The organism is Jatrophihabitans sp. (assembly GCF_035474675.1).
Classification (GTDB): domain Bacteria; phylum Actinomycetota; class Actinomycetes; order Mycobacteriales; family Jatrophihabitantaceae; genus Jatrophihabitans_A.
Genome location: NZ_DATINC010000042.1, coordinates 1 through 14,676, shown reverse-complemented (window position 1 = coordinate 14,676; position 14,676 = coordinate 1). Strand labels below are relative to the sequence as shown.

Genomic DNA, 14,676 nt, shown 5'->3' with positions numbered 1-14,676 from the left:
CTCACGGTTGCCCTCCGACCTGCGGTGATCCGGCCTTTTCGTAGACTGCCAGGCATGGCCACCGTCGGCACCACGACCCGCCCCGTCACCCCGGGCACCATCGGTCCGCCGCGGCCGGTCCCGGGATGGATCGAGCGGCCGGAGTACGTCGGACGCCCCGGGCCGACCCCGTTCGCCGGCAGCGAGGTCAAGTCCCCCGAGGTGATCGAGCGCATCCGCGTCGCGGCGCGGATCGCGGCCCAGGCGCTCGCCGAGGTGGGACGCGCGGTCCGGCCGGGCGTCACCACGGACGAGCTGGACCGGATCGGCCACGAGTTCCTGCTCGACCACGGGGCGTTCCCGTCCACGCTCGGCTACAAGGGCTTTCCCAAGTCGCTGTGCTCGTCGGTGAACGAGGTGATCTGCCACGGCATCCCGGACGACCGGCCGCTGGCCGACGGCGACGTGGTCAAGATCGACGTCACCGCCTACCTGGACGGGGTGCACGGCGACACCTGCGCAACGTTCTTCGCAGGCTCGCCGCGCGAGGAGGTGCGGTTGCTGTCCGAGCGCACCCACGAGGCGATGCTGCGGGGCGTCCGGGCCGCCCGGCCGGGCCGGCCGATCAGCGTGATCGGCCGGGTGATCGAGTCCTATGCCAAGCGGTTCGGCTACGGGGTGATCCGCGACTTCACCGGCCACGGGGTGGGCTACTCCTTCCACACCAAGCCCACCATCTTCGCCTACGACGAGCCGCGGGCCGCCGGCCTGATCGAGGCCGGCATGACCTTCACCGTCGAGCCGATGCTGACCCTGGGCGGGCATGCCTGGGAGATGTGGGACGACGGCTGGACCGTGGTCACCCGGGACCGGTCCTGGGTGGCGCAGTGGGAGCACACCGTGCACGTCGCCGAGGACGGCGCGGAGATCCTGACCCTGGCCAACTGACTCTCCGGCCGGCTCTCGTCCGGTTGGGCACGGGATGGGCACGGGTCCGGGCATACCTCTTGTTCCGGGCAACTCCGGCCTCTACGGTGTGCAGCACCCACTTCCCCCGACTTGGAGAGCCGCCATGGGCATTCCGCATCGCACCCGCTCGCTACGAGCCGCCGCACTGGTCGTTCTCGGCGGCGCCGGCATGATCACCAGCGCCACCCCCGCGTATGCCACGGCCCTCACCGTCACCTCGCTCAGTTGCGAGAGCCGGCCGGTCGGCTATGCCTGTGACGGGTGGGTCAGCGGTGGCACCGGCGTGTACAGCTACGCGTGGAACCGGGCCACCCGCACCCGCAGCGACTACGCCACCGGCTCGGTCATCACCGTGTCCTGCCCGGTCGGCAGCAACAGCGGCAGCGTCACCTTCACCGTGACGGACAGCGCCGGGGCCACCGCGTCCCGGACCGCTTTCGCGGTGCCCTGCGGCGGCAACCCCTGACCTGCCCCGGTCAGCGGCCGACCGCGTAGCCCTGGGCGCCGCGCGGGTTGGCGGCTGCCCTGAGCAGCTCACCCTCCCGGGCCACTGCGCTGAGCCGGCCGAGCGTCCACCCGCCGGCCAGGGTGACCCGGTGGCCCCGGTCGCGCAGCTCGGCCAGCACGGCCTCCGGCACCCGGTCCTCGATCACCAGCTCGCCGGGGTGGGCCTCCCGCGGGTAGAACGAGGACGGGAAGTGGGTGGTGTGGAACATCGGCGCGTCGATCACCTCCTGCAGGTTCGCCCCGTCGCCGGCGGCGACCAGGGCGGTGAAGAAGGCCAGCTGCCACTGGTCCTGCTGGTCGCCGCCCGGCGTGCCGAACGCCAGCCAGGGTTCGCCGTCCCGCAGCGCCAGCGACGGCGACAGGGTGGTCCGCGGCCGCGCGCCCGGCCGCAGCGAGTTCGGCAGGCCAGGCTCCAGGTAGAACATCTGGCCCCGGGTGCCCAGCGGAAAGCCCAGCGCCGCGATCACCGGCGAGCTCTGCAACCAGCCGCCACTGGGGGTGGCCGAGACCAGGTTGCCCCACCGGTCGGCCACGTCCAGATGGCAGGTGTCGCCGCGGTTCCCACCGAGCGGGCCGACTCCCGGCTCGCTGCTCACCGACCCGCCGCCTGCCGGCTCGCTGCCTGCCGGCTCGCTGCCTGCCGGCTCGCTGCTGCCCATGGTCGGCTCGCCGATGCCGGGTGCCGGGCTGCCGGCTTCGGGCAACGTGGCCAGCCGGGGCTGGCGGCCGTCCGGGGAGCCGGGCCGCAGCTCCAGGTCGGCCCGCTCGCCCACCAGTGCCGCCCGCTCGGCGGCGTAGCCGTCCGACAGCAGGGTGTCGAGCGGGATGTCGCTGGCCAGCGGATCGCCGTACCAGGCCTCCCGGTCGGCGTAACCGAGCTTGGCGGCCTCGGTGACCAGGTGAATCCAGCGTCCGGACAGCGGGGTCTCGGCAGCCAGGCCGAGCGCGTCCAGCATCCGCAGCTGCTGGCCGACCACCGGTCCCTGGCCCCACGGGCCGGTCTTGAGCAGCTGGTACCGGCCGGCGTACGGGGTGGCCACCGGCTGCTCGACGGACGGCTGCCAGCGGGCCAGGTCGGCGGCGGTGAGCAGGCCGGCGTGGTCGCGGCCGGACGTGTCGCGCCAAGGGGTGCGGCAGAACGCCTCGACCTCCTCGGCCACGAAGCCGCGGTACCAGGCGTCGCGGGCGGCGGCGATCCGCTGCTCACGGGAGGGCCCAACCGCCTCGGCGAGGATCCGGCGGTAGGTGGCGGCCACCGCCAGGCTGCGCCACCAGCTGCCCGGCTGCGGCGGCCGCCCGCCGTCCAGCCAGGCGTCGGCCGAGGGCCGCCAGTGCTCGGTGAACAGCTCCTGGACCACGGCGATCGTCCGGCTGATCGCGGGCAGCACCGGAAAGCCGGACTCGGCATAGTGCAGCGCGAAAGCCAGCACGTCGGCCAGCTCCCAGGTTCCCCAGCGCTCCAGCATGAGCGTCCAGGCGCCGAACGCGCCGGGCACCACCGCCGCCAGCGGGCCGCTGCCCGGCACCAGGGTGAGTCCCAGCTCGGCGAAGTGCCGCAGCGACGCGGCGGCCGGCGCGGTGCCTTGGCCGCACACCACGTGCGGGCGGCCATCCGCCGCGCTCCACACGATCGCCGGCAGGTCACCGCCCGGGCCGTTGAGGTGCGGTTCGACGATTTGCAGCACGAACCCGGCGGCCACCGCGGCGTCGAAGGCGTTGCCGCCGCGTTCCAGCACGCTCATGCCGGCGGCCGAGGCCAGCCAGTGGGTGCTGGCGACCATGCCGAAACTGCCCTGCAACTCGGGACGGGTGGTCATCACCAGACCAGTCCTACCACGGGTGCGTCCGGGGCCGTCCGGCGTGCGCCTGCGGTGCAGCGGCCGGCCGATAGCCTGGGCCGATGACCGACGCGGACGTTCTCGTCATCGGAGCCGGCCTCGCCGGCCTGGTCGCCACCGCCGAACTGGCCGACGCCGGCCGCCGGGTGATCCTGCTCGACCAGGAGCCCGAGCAGTCCCTCGGCGGCCAGGCGTTCTGGTCCTTCGGCGGGCTGTTCCTGGTCAACTCGCCCGAGCAGCGCCGGCTGCGGATCCGCGACTCGGTCGAGCTGGCGATGCAGGACTGGCTGGGCACCGCCGGCTTCGACCGGGCCGAGGACTACTGGCCGCGGCGCTGGGCCGAGGCGTACGTCGACTGGGCTGCCGGCGAGAAGCGGGCCTGGCTGCACGCCCAGGGCGTCCGGTTCTTCCCGGTGGTCGGCTGGGCCGAGCGGGGCGGCTACCTGGCCACCGGGCACGGCAACTCGGTGCCCCGCTTCCACGTCACCTGGGGCACCGGGCCGGGCGTGCTCGAACCGTTCGTGCGCCGGGTGCGGCAGGCCGAGGCCGACGGGCTGGTGTCGATCCGGTTCCGGCACCGGGTGGACGGGTTGACCGGCACCGGCGGGACGGTCGACGGGGTGCACGGCACGGTGCTGGAGCCAAGCGCTGTCGACCGCGGCCGGCCGAGCTCGCGCACTCCGGTCGGGGAGTTCGAGCTGCACGCCCAGTCGGTGCTGGTCACCTCCGGCGGCATCGGCGGCGACCACGAGCTGGTCCGCCGCAACTGGCCGGCCCGGCTGGGCTCGCCGCCGGCCCGGATGGTTGCCGGGGTGCCCGCGCACGTCGACGGCAGGATGTTGCAGATCGCCCAGGCGGCCGGTGCCAGCCTGATCAACCCGGACCGGATGTGGCACTACACCGAGGGCCTGCAGAACTGGAACCCGATCTGGGCCGACCACGGCATCCGGATCCTGCCCGGACCGTCCTCGCTCTGGCTGGACGCCCGGGGGCAGCGGTTGCCGGTGCCGCTGTTCCCCGGCTTCGACACCCTGGGCACCCTGGCCCACCTGATGCGTACCGGCTACGACTACAGCTGGTTCGTGCTGAACCAGCGGATCCTGGCCAAGGAGTTCACCCTGTCCGGCTCGGAGCAGAACCCGGACCTGACCGGCAGGTCGGTGCGGCAGGTGCTCAGCCGGGGGCGCGGCGGCGCACCGGCGCCGGTCGCGGCGTTCCAGCAGCACGGGGCCGACTTCGTCAGCGCGGTGACGCTGCGCGAGCTGGTGGCCGGGATGAACATCCTGGCCGGCACCGACCTGCTGGAGCTGTCCGAGGTGCAGCGGCAGGTCGAGGCGCGTGACCGGGAGATCGGCAACCCCTTCAGCAAGGACCTGCAGGTGACCGCGATCCGAGGGGCCCGCAGCTACCTCGGGGACCGGCTGATCCGGGTGGCCAAGCCGCACCGGTTGCTGGATCCGGCGGCGGGCCCGCTGGTCGCCGTCCGGCTCAACGTGCTGACCCGCAAGACCCTCGGCGGGCTGGAGACCGACCTGGACGGGCGGGTGCTCCGGCCCGGCGGGCAGCCGATGCCCGGCCTGTACGCCGCCGGCGAGGCCAGCGGGTTCGGCGGGGGCGGCATGCACGGCTACCGGTCCCTGGAGGGCAGCTTCCTCGGCGGCTGCCTGTTCTCCGGGCGGGTGGCCGGCCGGGCCGCCGCGGCGGCGCTCGGCTGAGTTCAGGTCACCGGGGCAGGCTGGGCTGCCACCCTGTCGTCGGCGGCCTGCTCGTCGGTGGCCTGCTCGGCGGCGAACAGCTGTGCCGCCCGGTCGGCGCTGCGCTCGGCACGCCGGCCGGTACTGGCCAGTCCGAGGATCAGCACGCAGGCACCCGCGCCGGCGATGATCCACCAGCCGGGCCGGCTGGCCGACACCAGGTCGGCAGCCATCGCGCCGTGCGAGCCGGTGTTGATCACCGAGCCGATCACCGCCACTCCCAGCGCCGCCCCGACCTGCCGGCTGGTGGAGGCGACCGCCGCCGCCACGCCGGCCTGGGACCGGGGCATGCCGGAGACGGCGGTGTTGGTGACCGGGGCGTTGACGGTGCCGAAGCCGACCGCGAACAGCGCGTAGGTGGCGACCAGCCAGCCGTAGCCGGTCGTCCGGCTCAGCGCGAGCAGCGCCAGGCCGCCGGCGCACATGGTGATTCCGGCGACCAGCAGCGGCAGCCGCGGGCCGCGGGCGCCGACAACCCGTCCGGAGACCGGTGCCAGCAGCGAGGTGACGACTGCCATCGGCAGCAGGAACAGCCCGGCCTGCAGCGCTGACAGCTGCCGGACGTCCTGCAGGTATAGGGTGTTGAGGAACAGGAAGCCGCCGAAGGCACCGAACGCGCAGACCGCGATGACGGTCGCGGCCGAGAACGGCACGCTGCGGAAGAACCGGAGCTCGATCAGCGGATCGGTCCGGCGCGGCTCGTACCACAGCAGGCCTGCCACCGTCGCGGCGCTGAGTGCGAACAGCGCGCCGGTCTCCGCCGACGTCCACCCGGCCCGTGGGCCGTTGATGATCGCGTAGGTGACCGAGGCCAGCAGTACCAGCACCAGCAGTTGGCCGACCGGGTCGACCTTCCGGGCCCGCGGTGCACGCGACTCCGGTACGAACAGGGCCGCCAGCATGGCGGCGGCCAGCCCGATCGGCACGTTGATCCAGAAGATCGAGCGCCAGCCGACGGTCTCGGTGAGCAGGCCGCCGACGATCGGGCCCACCCCGAGGCTGATGCCGACCACGCCGCCCCACACCCCGATGGCGCGGGCGCGTTCGCGGGGCTCGGTGAAGACGTTGGTGATGATCGACATGGCGACCGGGTTGAGCATCGAGCCGCCGATGGCCTGCACCATCCGGAAGGCGACCAGCCAGCCCAGGCCGGGAGCGAGGCTGCACAGCAGCGAGCCGAGGGTGAACAGCACCAGGCCGGTCTGGAACGTCCGGCGCCGGCCGAACCGGTCGGCCATCGAGCCCGCCAGGATCAGCAGGCTGGCCAGCACCAGGGTGTAGCCGTCGATGGTCCACTGCAGGCCCTCGACCGAGGCGTCCAGGTCGGTGCGGATGGAGGGCAGGGCGACGTTGATGATGGTGTTGTCCATGCCGACGATCAGCAGGCTCATGCAGCAGATCGCCAGCACCAGCAGCCGGCGACGGCTGGTCAGTTCGGGCACGGACGGGACACTCCTTCGTTTCTCTGCCACTGGTCTACCACTGGGTGAGACGCCCCTCGCCGGCGTTTTACTCCATGTGGACCCAGCCGGTCCCTGTGGATAACTTCTGCGGGCGGCAGCGGAAATTGCCTAACGTGCTCCCCCATGCACGTGACCCGAGGCCACCATGACGCCTGACCGGTTCGCCCTACCGGACGACGGCGCGGCCGCAGCCCGGCTCTGCTTGGCCCAGCGCATGCCGGCCGGTGATCCGGTGCAGCTGCGGGCGGCGGCAAACCGGTCCGGCGCGATCGCCGCCGAGGTGCGGCACAGCGCCGACGTGCTGCTGACCACGGCCGAGACGGGCCTGTGGCGCGGGCCGGCGCACCGGGCGTTCACCGAGCAGCTGCGTGCGCACGCGCCCGTCCTGACGGCCACCGCCGACCGGTACGACGACTACGCCGCCGCGCTGGTCGGCTACGCCGGTGCCCTCGACGAGATCGCTCCGCCGCTCGGTGCGCTGCGCCGGCAGTTGCAGCAGGGCAGCCACGAGCTGGCCAGCCGGCCGGACGCCGGTGGTGATCTGAATGCCGGCCTGCTGTCGCTGGCGCGGGCCTTCAAGGCCCGTTACGACCAGTGGGCCGACGCGCTGGACCGGTGCATCCGGGCACTGTTCCAGGCCGGAGAGCACGACCCGACCCGGGACCTGCACGGCTGGCAGGCGTTCAGCCACCGGGTAGGCCATGTTGCGGCAGCGGCGGTGGGCACCTTCGAGCGGGCGGTGCTGCACCCGTCGCTGGCCAACATCTCGGCCTGCCTGGGCGAACTCAACGCCGGTTTGTCGATGCTGGGCCTGGGGTTGCTGTTCATCTACCCGCCGGCCGGTGCTGCCTGCCTGGCGGCCGCCACCGTGCTGGCCGTGGCACAGCTGGCGGTGGACAGCACCCGGCGGGCGCACGGTGAGCAGGTCAGCAACGCCAGCCTGGGCTTCGAGCTGGCAGCGGCGATCCCGCTGGGCGGCAATGCGCTGCGCTCGCTCAAGGTGGCTGACGATGTGGTCCACCTGGTGCCCGGCGGTGGCCTAGCCGCCCACGAGGGGGTCAAGGGTGCTCATACCCTCGCCAAGCACGTCGGCAAATCCGAAGCGTTCCTGCGCAACCGGCTCGCCACCGAACCACGTCTCAAAGCAGCTTCCACCTTCTACGACCGCCAGACCGCAGAGAATTCGATAGCCAGTGCGCTGAGGGCACATCAACGGACAGTTGACAGCTGGCTCGGAGGGCGGAGGTACGAACTTGTGCTCAAAGCTCAGTTGTCCACACCTATCGGTACCCTGTTGAGCAGAGCATCCTCCACCGCGATTCCGGCTCGTGGCATTAAGATCGTTCTCCGACGGAATGCTGAGATGCCCAGCGGCTATCTGATAATTACTGCGATGGTGATCGAATGAAACGCCTGAGGGCGCTGCATCACCTGGTGGATGCCTACCTCCATGAGGATTTTGCTGATCTTTACGGCAGTGCTTGGGGAGCTGTCGAGCAGTACGCGCGCGCCGAGCCGGAATACGCGCGCCAATTGAGCCGTGACATCGCTTATCTACTCGATGCCTGCACATCGGAATCGGAGTTGGAAAGCGCCCTTGATGACTTGGGCATCTGTTACCTGCCTACCGGGGACGGGTGGACCGACCACCGAACTTGGCTGCTAGCCGTGGCCAACCGGGTCGACTCGATCGTCCGTACGTCACCGGCTGCCTGACTCCCGGTGAGCCGGCAGGCGAATCAGGCCGGCAGCCGGAAGTGCGGGTTGTAGATGAAGCCCACCACGTTTCCGGTCGCGGCCAGCACCGAGCCGGTGATGATGCCCTCGCCCACCTCGGTGGCCGCCGCATGCTCCACCGCACCGACCGCGACGGCCGCGTCCATCGCGTCCTGCACCGACTCCACTCCCCAGTAGGTCAGCGCCCCGTCCGCCGGGCTCGCCTCAGGAAGCAGCCCGAGTTCGTACCCGGCCACCTGGAAGCCGACGTAGAACGGCTGGTCGAAGTACGGCTCCCGGCCGAGCAGGGTGGTCCACCAGAGCTTGGCCGCGTCCAGGTCGGCAACCGGGTAGATGACGGTGCGTAGGCCCTGCAACTCGATAGGCATGGCAGAACCATCCCACGAACCCCAGCGCTCGGTAAGGCATACCCGCAGACCTGTCAGGCCGGGCCCGCAACGGCGTGCTGCCGGATCCAGCAGTGCATCGCGATGCCGGCCGCCACCCCGGCGTTGATCGAGCGGGTGGAGCCGAACTGGGCGATGGACAGGGTCATCGTCGCGGCGGCCTGCGCCTGTGCAGTCAGCCCCGGGCCTTCCTGCCCGAACAGGAACAGCGCGTTGCGTGGCAGGTCGGCCGTCTCGATCGGGATGGCGCCGGGCGTGTTGTCGACCGCCACGATCGGGCAGCCCTGCTCGGCCGCCCACGCCACCAGGTCGGCGATCGCCGGCAGGTGCCGCAGGTGCTGGTAGCGATCGGTCACCATCGCGCCGCGCCGATTCCACCGCTTGCGCCCGACGATCAGGACCTCGCGAGCCAGGAACGCGTTGGCCGTCCGGACGACGGTTCCGATGTTCGCGTCGTGCTGCCAGTTCTCGATCGCCACCGTGAACTCGTGCCGGCGAGTGTCGAGGTCGGCCACGATCGCCGGCACGCTCCAGTAGCGGTACCGGTCGCTGACGTTGCGGTGGTCGCCGTGCTCGAGCAGGTGCGGGTCGTACCAGGGCTCGGTAGGCCACGGCCGGGGATGCGGACCGACCCCGACCGCCAGGTCGGGTGTCGCGTCGCCGGCCGCCGCCTCGTCCGGCGCGATCTCCACCCGCGCCTAGCCGAGGCCCAGGTCAGCCAGCGAGTACGCCGCCCGGCACGGCAGGCCGGCGGCCTCGATGGCCGGTCCGGCACCCCGGTCGACGATGAGCGCCACCCCGACCACCTCGGCACCGGCCTCCCGCAGCGCCTCGACCGCGGTCAGCGGGCTGGACCCGGTGGTCGAGACGTCCTCCACCACCAGCACCCGGCGGCCGGCCACCGACGGCCCCTCGATCCGCTGCTGCATGCCGTGCTGCTTCTCGGCCTTGCGCACCACGAACCCGTCCACCGCGCCGGCACTGGCATGCAGGATCGCGGTCCCGACCGGGTCCGCGCCCAGGGTCAGCCCGCCGGCCGCCTCGTAGGACCAGTCCGCGGTCAGCTCCCGCAGCACCCGTCCCACCAGCGGCGCGGCCCGGCGGTGCAGGGTGATCCGGCGCAGGTCGATGTAGTAATCCGCCTGCTGCCCGGACGACAGGGTCACCGTGCCGTGCACCACGGCCAGTTCCCGGATCAGCTTCAGCAGCTCGTCGCGGTCGCTCATGCGGCCACCCTATCGACGGTTCGGTGGTTCCGACGGCCCGGTGGCCGAGCCGGCTCAGTGGTTCCAACCTCAGTAGTCGCCCGGCTCAAGGCTGCCTGAGGAGCCTCAGCGGCTGACCGCCCACCGGACGACGGAGCGGGGCAGCACCTTGACCAGCAGCAACAGGCCCTTGTACCGCTTGCTCGGGACGCTGATCACCGCGCCGGACCGGGCGTCGGCGAGGCCCTCGGCCACCACCCGGTCGGCGTCCAGCCACATCCAGGACGGGGTTCCGCTCATGTCGGCCTTGGCCCGGGCGTGGAACTCGGTGCGGGTGAACCCCGGGCAGATCGCGGTGACCCGGACGCCGGTGCCCGCCAGCAGCAACGCCAGCCCCTCGCTGAACGAGGTGACCCAGGCCTTGCCCGCCGCGTAGGTGGTGGACGCCCCGCGGGGGACGAAACCCGCCACCGAGGAGACGTTGACGATCTCGCCGCGACCCCGGGCCTTCATCGCCCCGACCGCGGCGTAGCTGAGGGTCAGCACCGATCCGACGTTGAGGTCGAGCAGCCGCTGCTCGTCGGCCAGCGGGGCCTTGCCGAACGGTCGGTACAGACCGATGCCGGCGTTGTTGACCAGGGTGTCGACCGGCTGCTCCGGCTCGGCCACCCGGGCCGCCACCACGGCACACCCCTCCGCGGTGCTCAGGTCGGCGACCAGCACCTGTACCCGCACCGCGTACCGGTCGCGCAGCTCGGCGGCCATGCTCTCCAGCCGGGCCTGTGTGCGCGCCACCAGCACCAGGTCCCGGCCCTCGGCGGCCAGCCGGCGCGCGAAGGCGGCACCCAGGCCGGCGGTGGCGCCGGTGACCAGCGCCCAGCCCGGCAGGGCCGGAGCCTGAGCGGTCATTCGGTGGCCTGCTTGCGGGACTTCGCCCGCGGGGCCGGCCGCGCACCGGCCGCCCGGCCGGTGGAGGCAGCGCCGTCCGGACGCCGCTCGGCCTTGTCCAGCGACACCGGCGCCGGGCCGGCAACCGGTCCGGGATCCCCGTCGGCAGGCTGCCGGGCTGCGGCGTACCGCTCTGCCGCCAGCGCCGCCCGGCCGCCGAACAGCGTCCGGAGCGGTGAGACCGAAGCCGAACCGGCCGGCCGGAAGTAGGCGCCGGCCGACGGCGAGAACAGCAGGACGATGGCCACCACTGCCGCCACCCCGGTGAGCCCGGACAGTAACCGGAACAGCACGTTCTCCCCGGTGAAGAACCCGGCCACCCGCAGCACGTCCCCGGCGACCAGGAAGGCGAAGAAGGCGAACAGCCAGCGGGCCCAGTTCCGGCCGTCCCGGAGGAACTTCGCGAGCAGCAGCACCAGCGCGACGTAGACCAGGGTGAGCACCACGTTCGAGCGCAGCTCGCTGTCGATCCGGTCGGCCAGGGTGGCGGCCGACCATTCCGGATGCAGCTTCGCGCCCTCGCGCCGCAGCTCGTCCTTGGCCCCGAACAGGGCGAACGCCGCGGCCAGCGCCAGCACGCACCGAAGCAGGATGGCGCCTACCGCCAGGTCGACGGTGCGCGGCCGGACAACCTCATCGGCCGGGTCGGTGTCCGGTGCAGGCTTGGTCTCCATCTGCCCGAGCGTACCGGCGGCTCAGCCGGGCGGTGCCAGCCAGCGGCCCTGCGGCAGGTTGCGCAGCACGCCGAACGCCAGCACGGCAACCACCCCGGCCCACAGCAGCGGACGGGCCAGCACCGGGCCGGCTGCGCGCCGCCGCCACCAGAGCCCGGCAAGTACCGGCAGCGCCAGTACGAACAGCGCGTTGTCGCGCACCGCGGTCGCCGGATCGGCGTGCAGCAGGGCATGGACGGCCCGGGTAGACCCGCAGAACGGGCACCACAGGCCGGTCATCGCGTGCAGCGGGCAGAGCGGAATCCGGTGCCTGCCCGGGTCGACGAACCACAGCACGGCGGCAGCGAGCAGCGCCGCCCCCGCTGCCAGCGCGGGAGTGGCCCGGACCCGGAGCCGGTCGGTGAGCACCCGTGGACGTCCGGCTACCTCGTGTTGACCACGAAGTCACTGGCGGCCTTGTCGTGCCAGCCCTGGTTGCGCTTGGCGCCGTCGAAGAACGGGGAGAAGTAGCCGATCAGGCACAGCAGGCCGGTGAGGCTCTGCACCAGGTAGCGCAGCAGCCCGCGGCCGACCCCGATCGGACCGCCGGTGTTGGCGTCGACCACCTGGATGTTGAGCACCCGCATGCCCAGCGTCTGCTGCCGGACGCCGATGAAGTAGCCGAAGTAGCCGAAGCCGAGGACCAGCTGCAGCAGGCTGCTGAGCGCCTGTCCGCTGTCGGAGCCGGAGAACAGGACCCGGAGGATCACGTCGACCACCGCCAGGATGACGACGTCGATGACGAAGGCGCCGAACCTGGAACCCATGCCGGCTATCGAACCGGGACCGCCCATCACAGCCAGCTGGTTGTAGCCCGGTGCCGGCGGGTAGTAGCCGGGCTGCTGGCCATAGCCCTGGGGCTGGCCGTAGACCGGCTGCCCGTAGACCGGCTGCCCGTAGCCGGGCTGCTGCTCGCCATAGCCCGGCTGGCTGCCGGTCGGGGCCCACGGGTCGGACTGGCCGTAACCCGGCTGCTGACCGCCCGGTTGCTGGCCCGGCTGACCGTAACCCGGCTGCTGGCCCGGCTGACCGTAACCCGGCTGCTGGCCATAACCGGGCTGCGCGCCACCGGGCGCGTGCCCCCACGGGTCCGGCTGGGCCGGTTGTCCCGGCTGCCCGCCGGCCGGTGGCTGGCCGCCCTGCGGCGCCGCCCACGGATCCGGCTGGGCCGGCTGCCCGTCGCCGGCCTCTCCACCTGGATTGTTGCCCCACTGCGTCATCGCGTTTCCCCTGTCAGACGTGTCTCGGTTAGAAAGTAGACGCGGCTAGTAGGAACGGCGAGCTAACCGCTGGGTCCTGACATGTGACGTGCATGTCGAGTGTCCATCCTGCCCACAGAACCTATCGCCAAAACCGCCGGCCGGTCGGCAGCACCGCCCGAATTCCGGCTAGCGTGGGTAGTCATGACGACGGCCGGCAACCGCAAGGCGCGCCAGGACGCCCGCGAACTGGCCACCACCCCGCCGCCCGATCCGTACCGGGGCGCGCTGACCGATCCGTACGCCGGCTCCGGCAGCGCAACCCAAGCCACCGAACCGAGCCGGGCGTCATCGCCGGTCGGACAGCCGCCCGGCCGCGAGCCGGCCGCCACCTCGACCTCCGACCACCGCCCGCCGGCCGGCAACCGGACGCCGGGGCCGGCAGTGCTGGGCGGCATCCTCGCGATCGGCATCGGCGCGGTGGTGGGGCTGTTCGGGCTGCTGCTGCTGGCCATCATCAGCCTGCAGGAGGAGTACGGCGCACCGGACCGCTCGTTCTACCGGGGCAGCGACTCTAGCTACCTGCTGCTGGCGTTGCTGGACTTCGCGCTGGGCGCGTGCCTGCTGGTCGGCGGCATCTCGTTGCTGACCGGCCGGCTGGTCGGCCGGGTAGTCGTCACCGCTGCCGGCTGGACGGTGCTGGCGCTGTGCGGGTTCTGGTGGTTTCAGGCCTCGGTGCAGGCCCTGATCCCCCTGATCGTCGGGCTGCTCAGCCTGGGCATGCTGGTGCTGTGCTACCAGGCGAGCGTCACCCGGTGGCTCGGCGTGCTGCCGGCCGCCCAACCCGAGTGAGCCGCACCGCGTAACCACCGCGGAAACGGAAGAAGACCGGCCCCGGACAGGGGCCGGCCTTCTTCGCCGGGGTCGTCCGGCCTCAGACGGCGGCGGTCACCGGACGGTCGGCGCTGACCGTCAGGGCCGACCGGTCGTCGGTGACGTCGATCTTCACCTGGTCGCCGTCGGTGATCTCGCCGGCGATCAGGGCCTTGGCCAGCCGGTCGCCGATCGCGGTCTGGATCAGCCGGCGCAGCGGCCGGGCGCCATACAGCGGGTCGAAGCCGTTGATCGCCAGCCACTCGCGGGCGGCGTCGGTGACCTCCAGCACCAGCCGGCGGCCGGCCAGCCGGTCCTGCAGCAGGCCCAGCTGGACGTCGACGATGCCGGTCAGCTCGGCGGTGGTCAGCGGGTCGAACACCACGATGTCGTCGAGGCGGTTGAGGAACTCCGGCTTGAAGTGCGCCCGGACCGCGTCGAGCACCGCCTCCTTCTTCAGCTGCTCGTCGATCTCGGAGACCAGGATCTGCGAGCCGAGGTTGGAGGTCAGCACCAGGATCACGTTGCGGAAGTCCACCGTCCGGCCCTGGCCGTCGGTCAGCCGGCCGTCGTCGAGCACCTGCAGCAGGATGTCGAAGACGTCCGAGTGGGCCTTCTCGACCTCGTCGAACAGCACCACCGAGTAGGGCCGGCGGCGCACCGCCTCGGTCAGCTGGCCGCCCTCGTCGTAGCCGACGTAGCCGGGCGGGGCGCCGACCAGCCGGGCCACCGAGTGCTTCTCGGAGTACTCGCTCATGTCGATGCGCACCATCGCCCGCTCGTCGTCGAACAGGAACGCGGCCAGCGCCTTGGCCAGCTCGGTCTTGCCGACGCCGGTCGGGCCGAGGAACAGGAACGAGCCGGTCGGACGGTTGGGGTCGCTGATGCCGGCCCGGGCCCGCCGGACCGCGTCCGACACCGCCTGCACGGCCTGCTTCTGGCCTTTGACACGCTGTCCCAGCGCCTCCTCCATCCGCAGCAGCTTGGCGGTCTCGCCCTCCATCAGCCGGCCGGCCGGAATGCCGGTCCAGGCGCTGACCACCTCGGCGATGTCGTCGGCGGTGACCTCCTCCTTGACCATCACGTCGGCCGGCTGCTCGGCGGC

The 14,676-nt window shown here is 72.2% G+C and carries 16 protein-coding genes; 6 read left to right on the top strand and 10 right to left on the bottom strand.

What is annotated here, in order from left to right; translation table 11 throughout:
* Positions 1 to 54: 54 nt before the first annotated feature.
* Positions 55 to 927 (top strand): type I methionyl aminopeptidase, encoded by an 873-nt coding sequence (gene map, locus VLJ82_RS04355; RefSeq protein ID WP_408662100.1) that lies wholly within the window; start codon positions 55 to 57, stop codon positions 925 to 927.
* Between the two features lie 124 nt (positions 928 to 1,051).
* Positions 1,052 to 1,414 carry a hypothetical protein gene (locus tag VLJ82_RS04350; protein ID WP_408662099.1) on the top strand — a complete coding sequence of 121 codons (363 nt, stop codon included), beginning with the start codon at positions 1,052 to 1,054 and terminating at the stop codon, positions 1,412 to 1,414.
* Positions 1,415 to 1,424: 10 nt separating this feature from the next.
* On the opposite strand, the gene VLJ82_RS04345 is transcribed toward VLJ82_RS04350, so the two are convergent.
* Positions 1,425 to 3,272 (bottom strand): gamma-glutamyltransferase family protein, encoded by a 1,848-nt coding sequence (locus VLJ82_RS04345; protein ID WP_408662098.1) that lies wholly within the window; start codon positions 3,270 to 3,272, stop codon positions 1,425 to 1,427.
* A gap of 83 nt (positions 3,273 to 3,355) precedes the next feature.
* Between VLJ82_RS04345 and VLJ82_RS04340 the strand changes: the two genes are divergently transcribed.
* Positions 3,356 to 5,008 (top strand): FAD-binding dehydrogenase, encoded by a 1,653-nt coding sequence (locus VLJ82_RS04340; RefSeq protein ID WP_408662097.1) that lies wholly within the window; start codon positions 3,356 to 3,358, stop codon positions 5,006 to 5,008.
* 2 nt (positions 5,009 to 5,010) lie between these two features.
* Here the strand turns inward: VLJ82_RS04340 and VLJ82_RS04335 are convergent, their stop codons facing one another.
* Positions 5,011 to 6,489: an MFS transporter gene (locus tag VLJ82_RS04335; protein WP_408662096.1), complete on the bottom strand. Its 1,479-nt coding sequence runs from the start codon at positions 6,487 to 6,489 to the stop codon at positions 5,011 to 5,013.
* Between the two features lie 166 nt (positions 6,490 to 6,655).
* Here VLJ82_RS04335 and VLJ82_RS04330 point away from each other — a divergent pair, with 166 nt between their 5' ends.
* Both VLJ82_RS04330 and VLJ82_RS04325 read left to right on the top strand, forming a co-directional pair.
* Positions 6,656 to 7,918: an RNase A-like domain-containing protein gene (locus tag VLJ82_RS04330; RefSeq protein ID WP_408662095.1), complete on the top strand. Its 1,263-nt coding sequence runs from the start codon at positions 6,656 to 6,658 to the stop codon at positions 7,916 to 7,918.
* Positions 7,915 to 8,226, top strand: coding sequence for a contact-dependent growth inhibition system immunity protein (locus VLJ82_RS04325; RefSeq protein WP_408662094.1), 312 nt, complete (start codon positions 7,915 to 7,917; stop codon positions 8,224 to 8,226). Before VLJ82_RS04330 ends, VLJ82_RS04325 begins: the two co-directional genes overlap by 4 nt.
* A gap of 23 nt (positions 8,227 to 8,249) precedes the next feature.
* On the opposite strand, the gene VLJ82_RS04320 is transcribed toward VLJ82_RS04325, so the two are convergent.
* The 7 genes from VLJ82_RS04320 to VLJ82_RS04290 all read right to left on the bottom strand — a co-directional run bounded on the left by VLJ82_RS04320 (position 8,250) and on the right by VLJ82_RS04290 (position 12,719).
* Entirely contained in the window at positions 8,250 to 8,615 is a 366-nt protein-coding gene (locus tag VLJ82_RS04320; RefSeq protein WP_408662093.1) for a VOC family protein, read from the bottom strand.
* Positions 8,616 to 8,668: 53 nt separating this feature from the next.
* Entirely contained in the window at positions 8,669 to 9,325 is a 657-nt protein-coding gene (locus VLJ82_RS04315) for a TrmH family RNA methyltransferase (RefSeq protein ID WP_408662092.1), read from the bottom strand.
* 6 nt (positions 9,326 to 9,331) lie between these two features.
* Positions 9,332 to 9,859: an orotate phosphoribosyltransferase gene (gene pyrE, locus VLJ82_RS04310; protein WP_408662091.1), complete on the bottom strand. Its 528-nt coding sequence runs from the start codon at positions 9,857 to 9,859 to the stop codon at positions 9,332 to 9,334.
* A 105-nt stretch (positions 9,860 to 9,964) separates the two neighbouring features.
* Positions 9,965 to 10,747, bottom strand: a complete 783-nt coding sequence (locus tag VLJ82_RS04305; RefSeq protein ID WP_408662090.1) for an SDR family NAD(P)-dependent oxidoreductase — start codon at positions 10,745 to 10,747, stop codon at positions 9,965 to 9,967.
* Entirely contained in the window at positions 10,744 to 11,460 is a 717-nt protein-coding gene (locus VLJ82_RS04300; RefSeq protein WP_408662089.1) for a hypothetical protein, read from the bottom strand. Before VLJ82_RS04300 ends, VLJ82_RS04305 begins: the two co-directional genes overlap by 4 nt.
* A 21-nt stretch (positions 11,461 to 11,481) precedes the next feature.
* Entirely contained in the window at positions 11,482 to 11,868 is a 387-nt protein-coding gene (locus VLJ82_RS04295) for a DUF2752 domain-containing protein (protein WP_408662088.1), read from the bottom strand.
* 14 nt (positions 11,869 to 11,882) lie between these two features.
* Complete coding sequence (locus tag VLJ82_RS04290) at positions 11,883 to 12,719, bottom strand: RDD family protein (protein WP_408662087.1); 837 nt, start codon at positions 12,717 to 12,719, stop codon at positions 11,883 to 11,885.
* Positions 12,720 to 12,902: 183 nt separating this feature from the next.
* Between VLJ82_RS04290 and VLJ82_RS04285 the strand changes: the two genes are divergently transcribed.
* Positions 12,903 to 13,550, top strand: coding sequence for a hypothetical protein (locus VLJ82_RS04285; RefSeq protein WP_408662086.1), 648 nt, complete (start codon positions 12,903 to 12,905; stop codon positions 13,548 to 13,550).
* A gap of 82 nt (positions 13,551 to 13,632) precedes the next feature.
* Here the strand turns inward: VLJ82_RS04285 and VLJ82_RS04280 are convergent.
* Positions 13,633 to 14,676: AAA family ATPase (locus VLJ82_RS04280; protein ID WP_408662085.1), on the bottom strand; the 1,044-nt coding region annotated here is incomplete at its 5' end.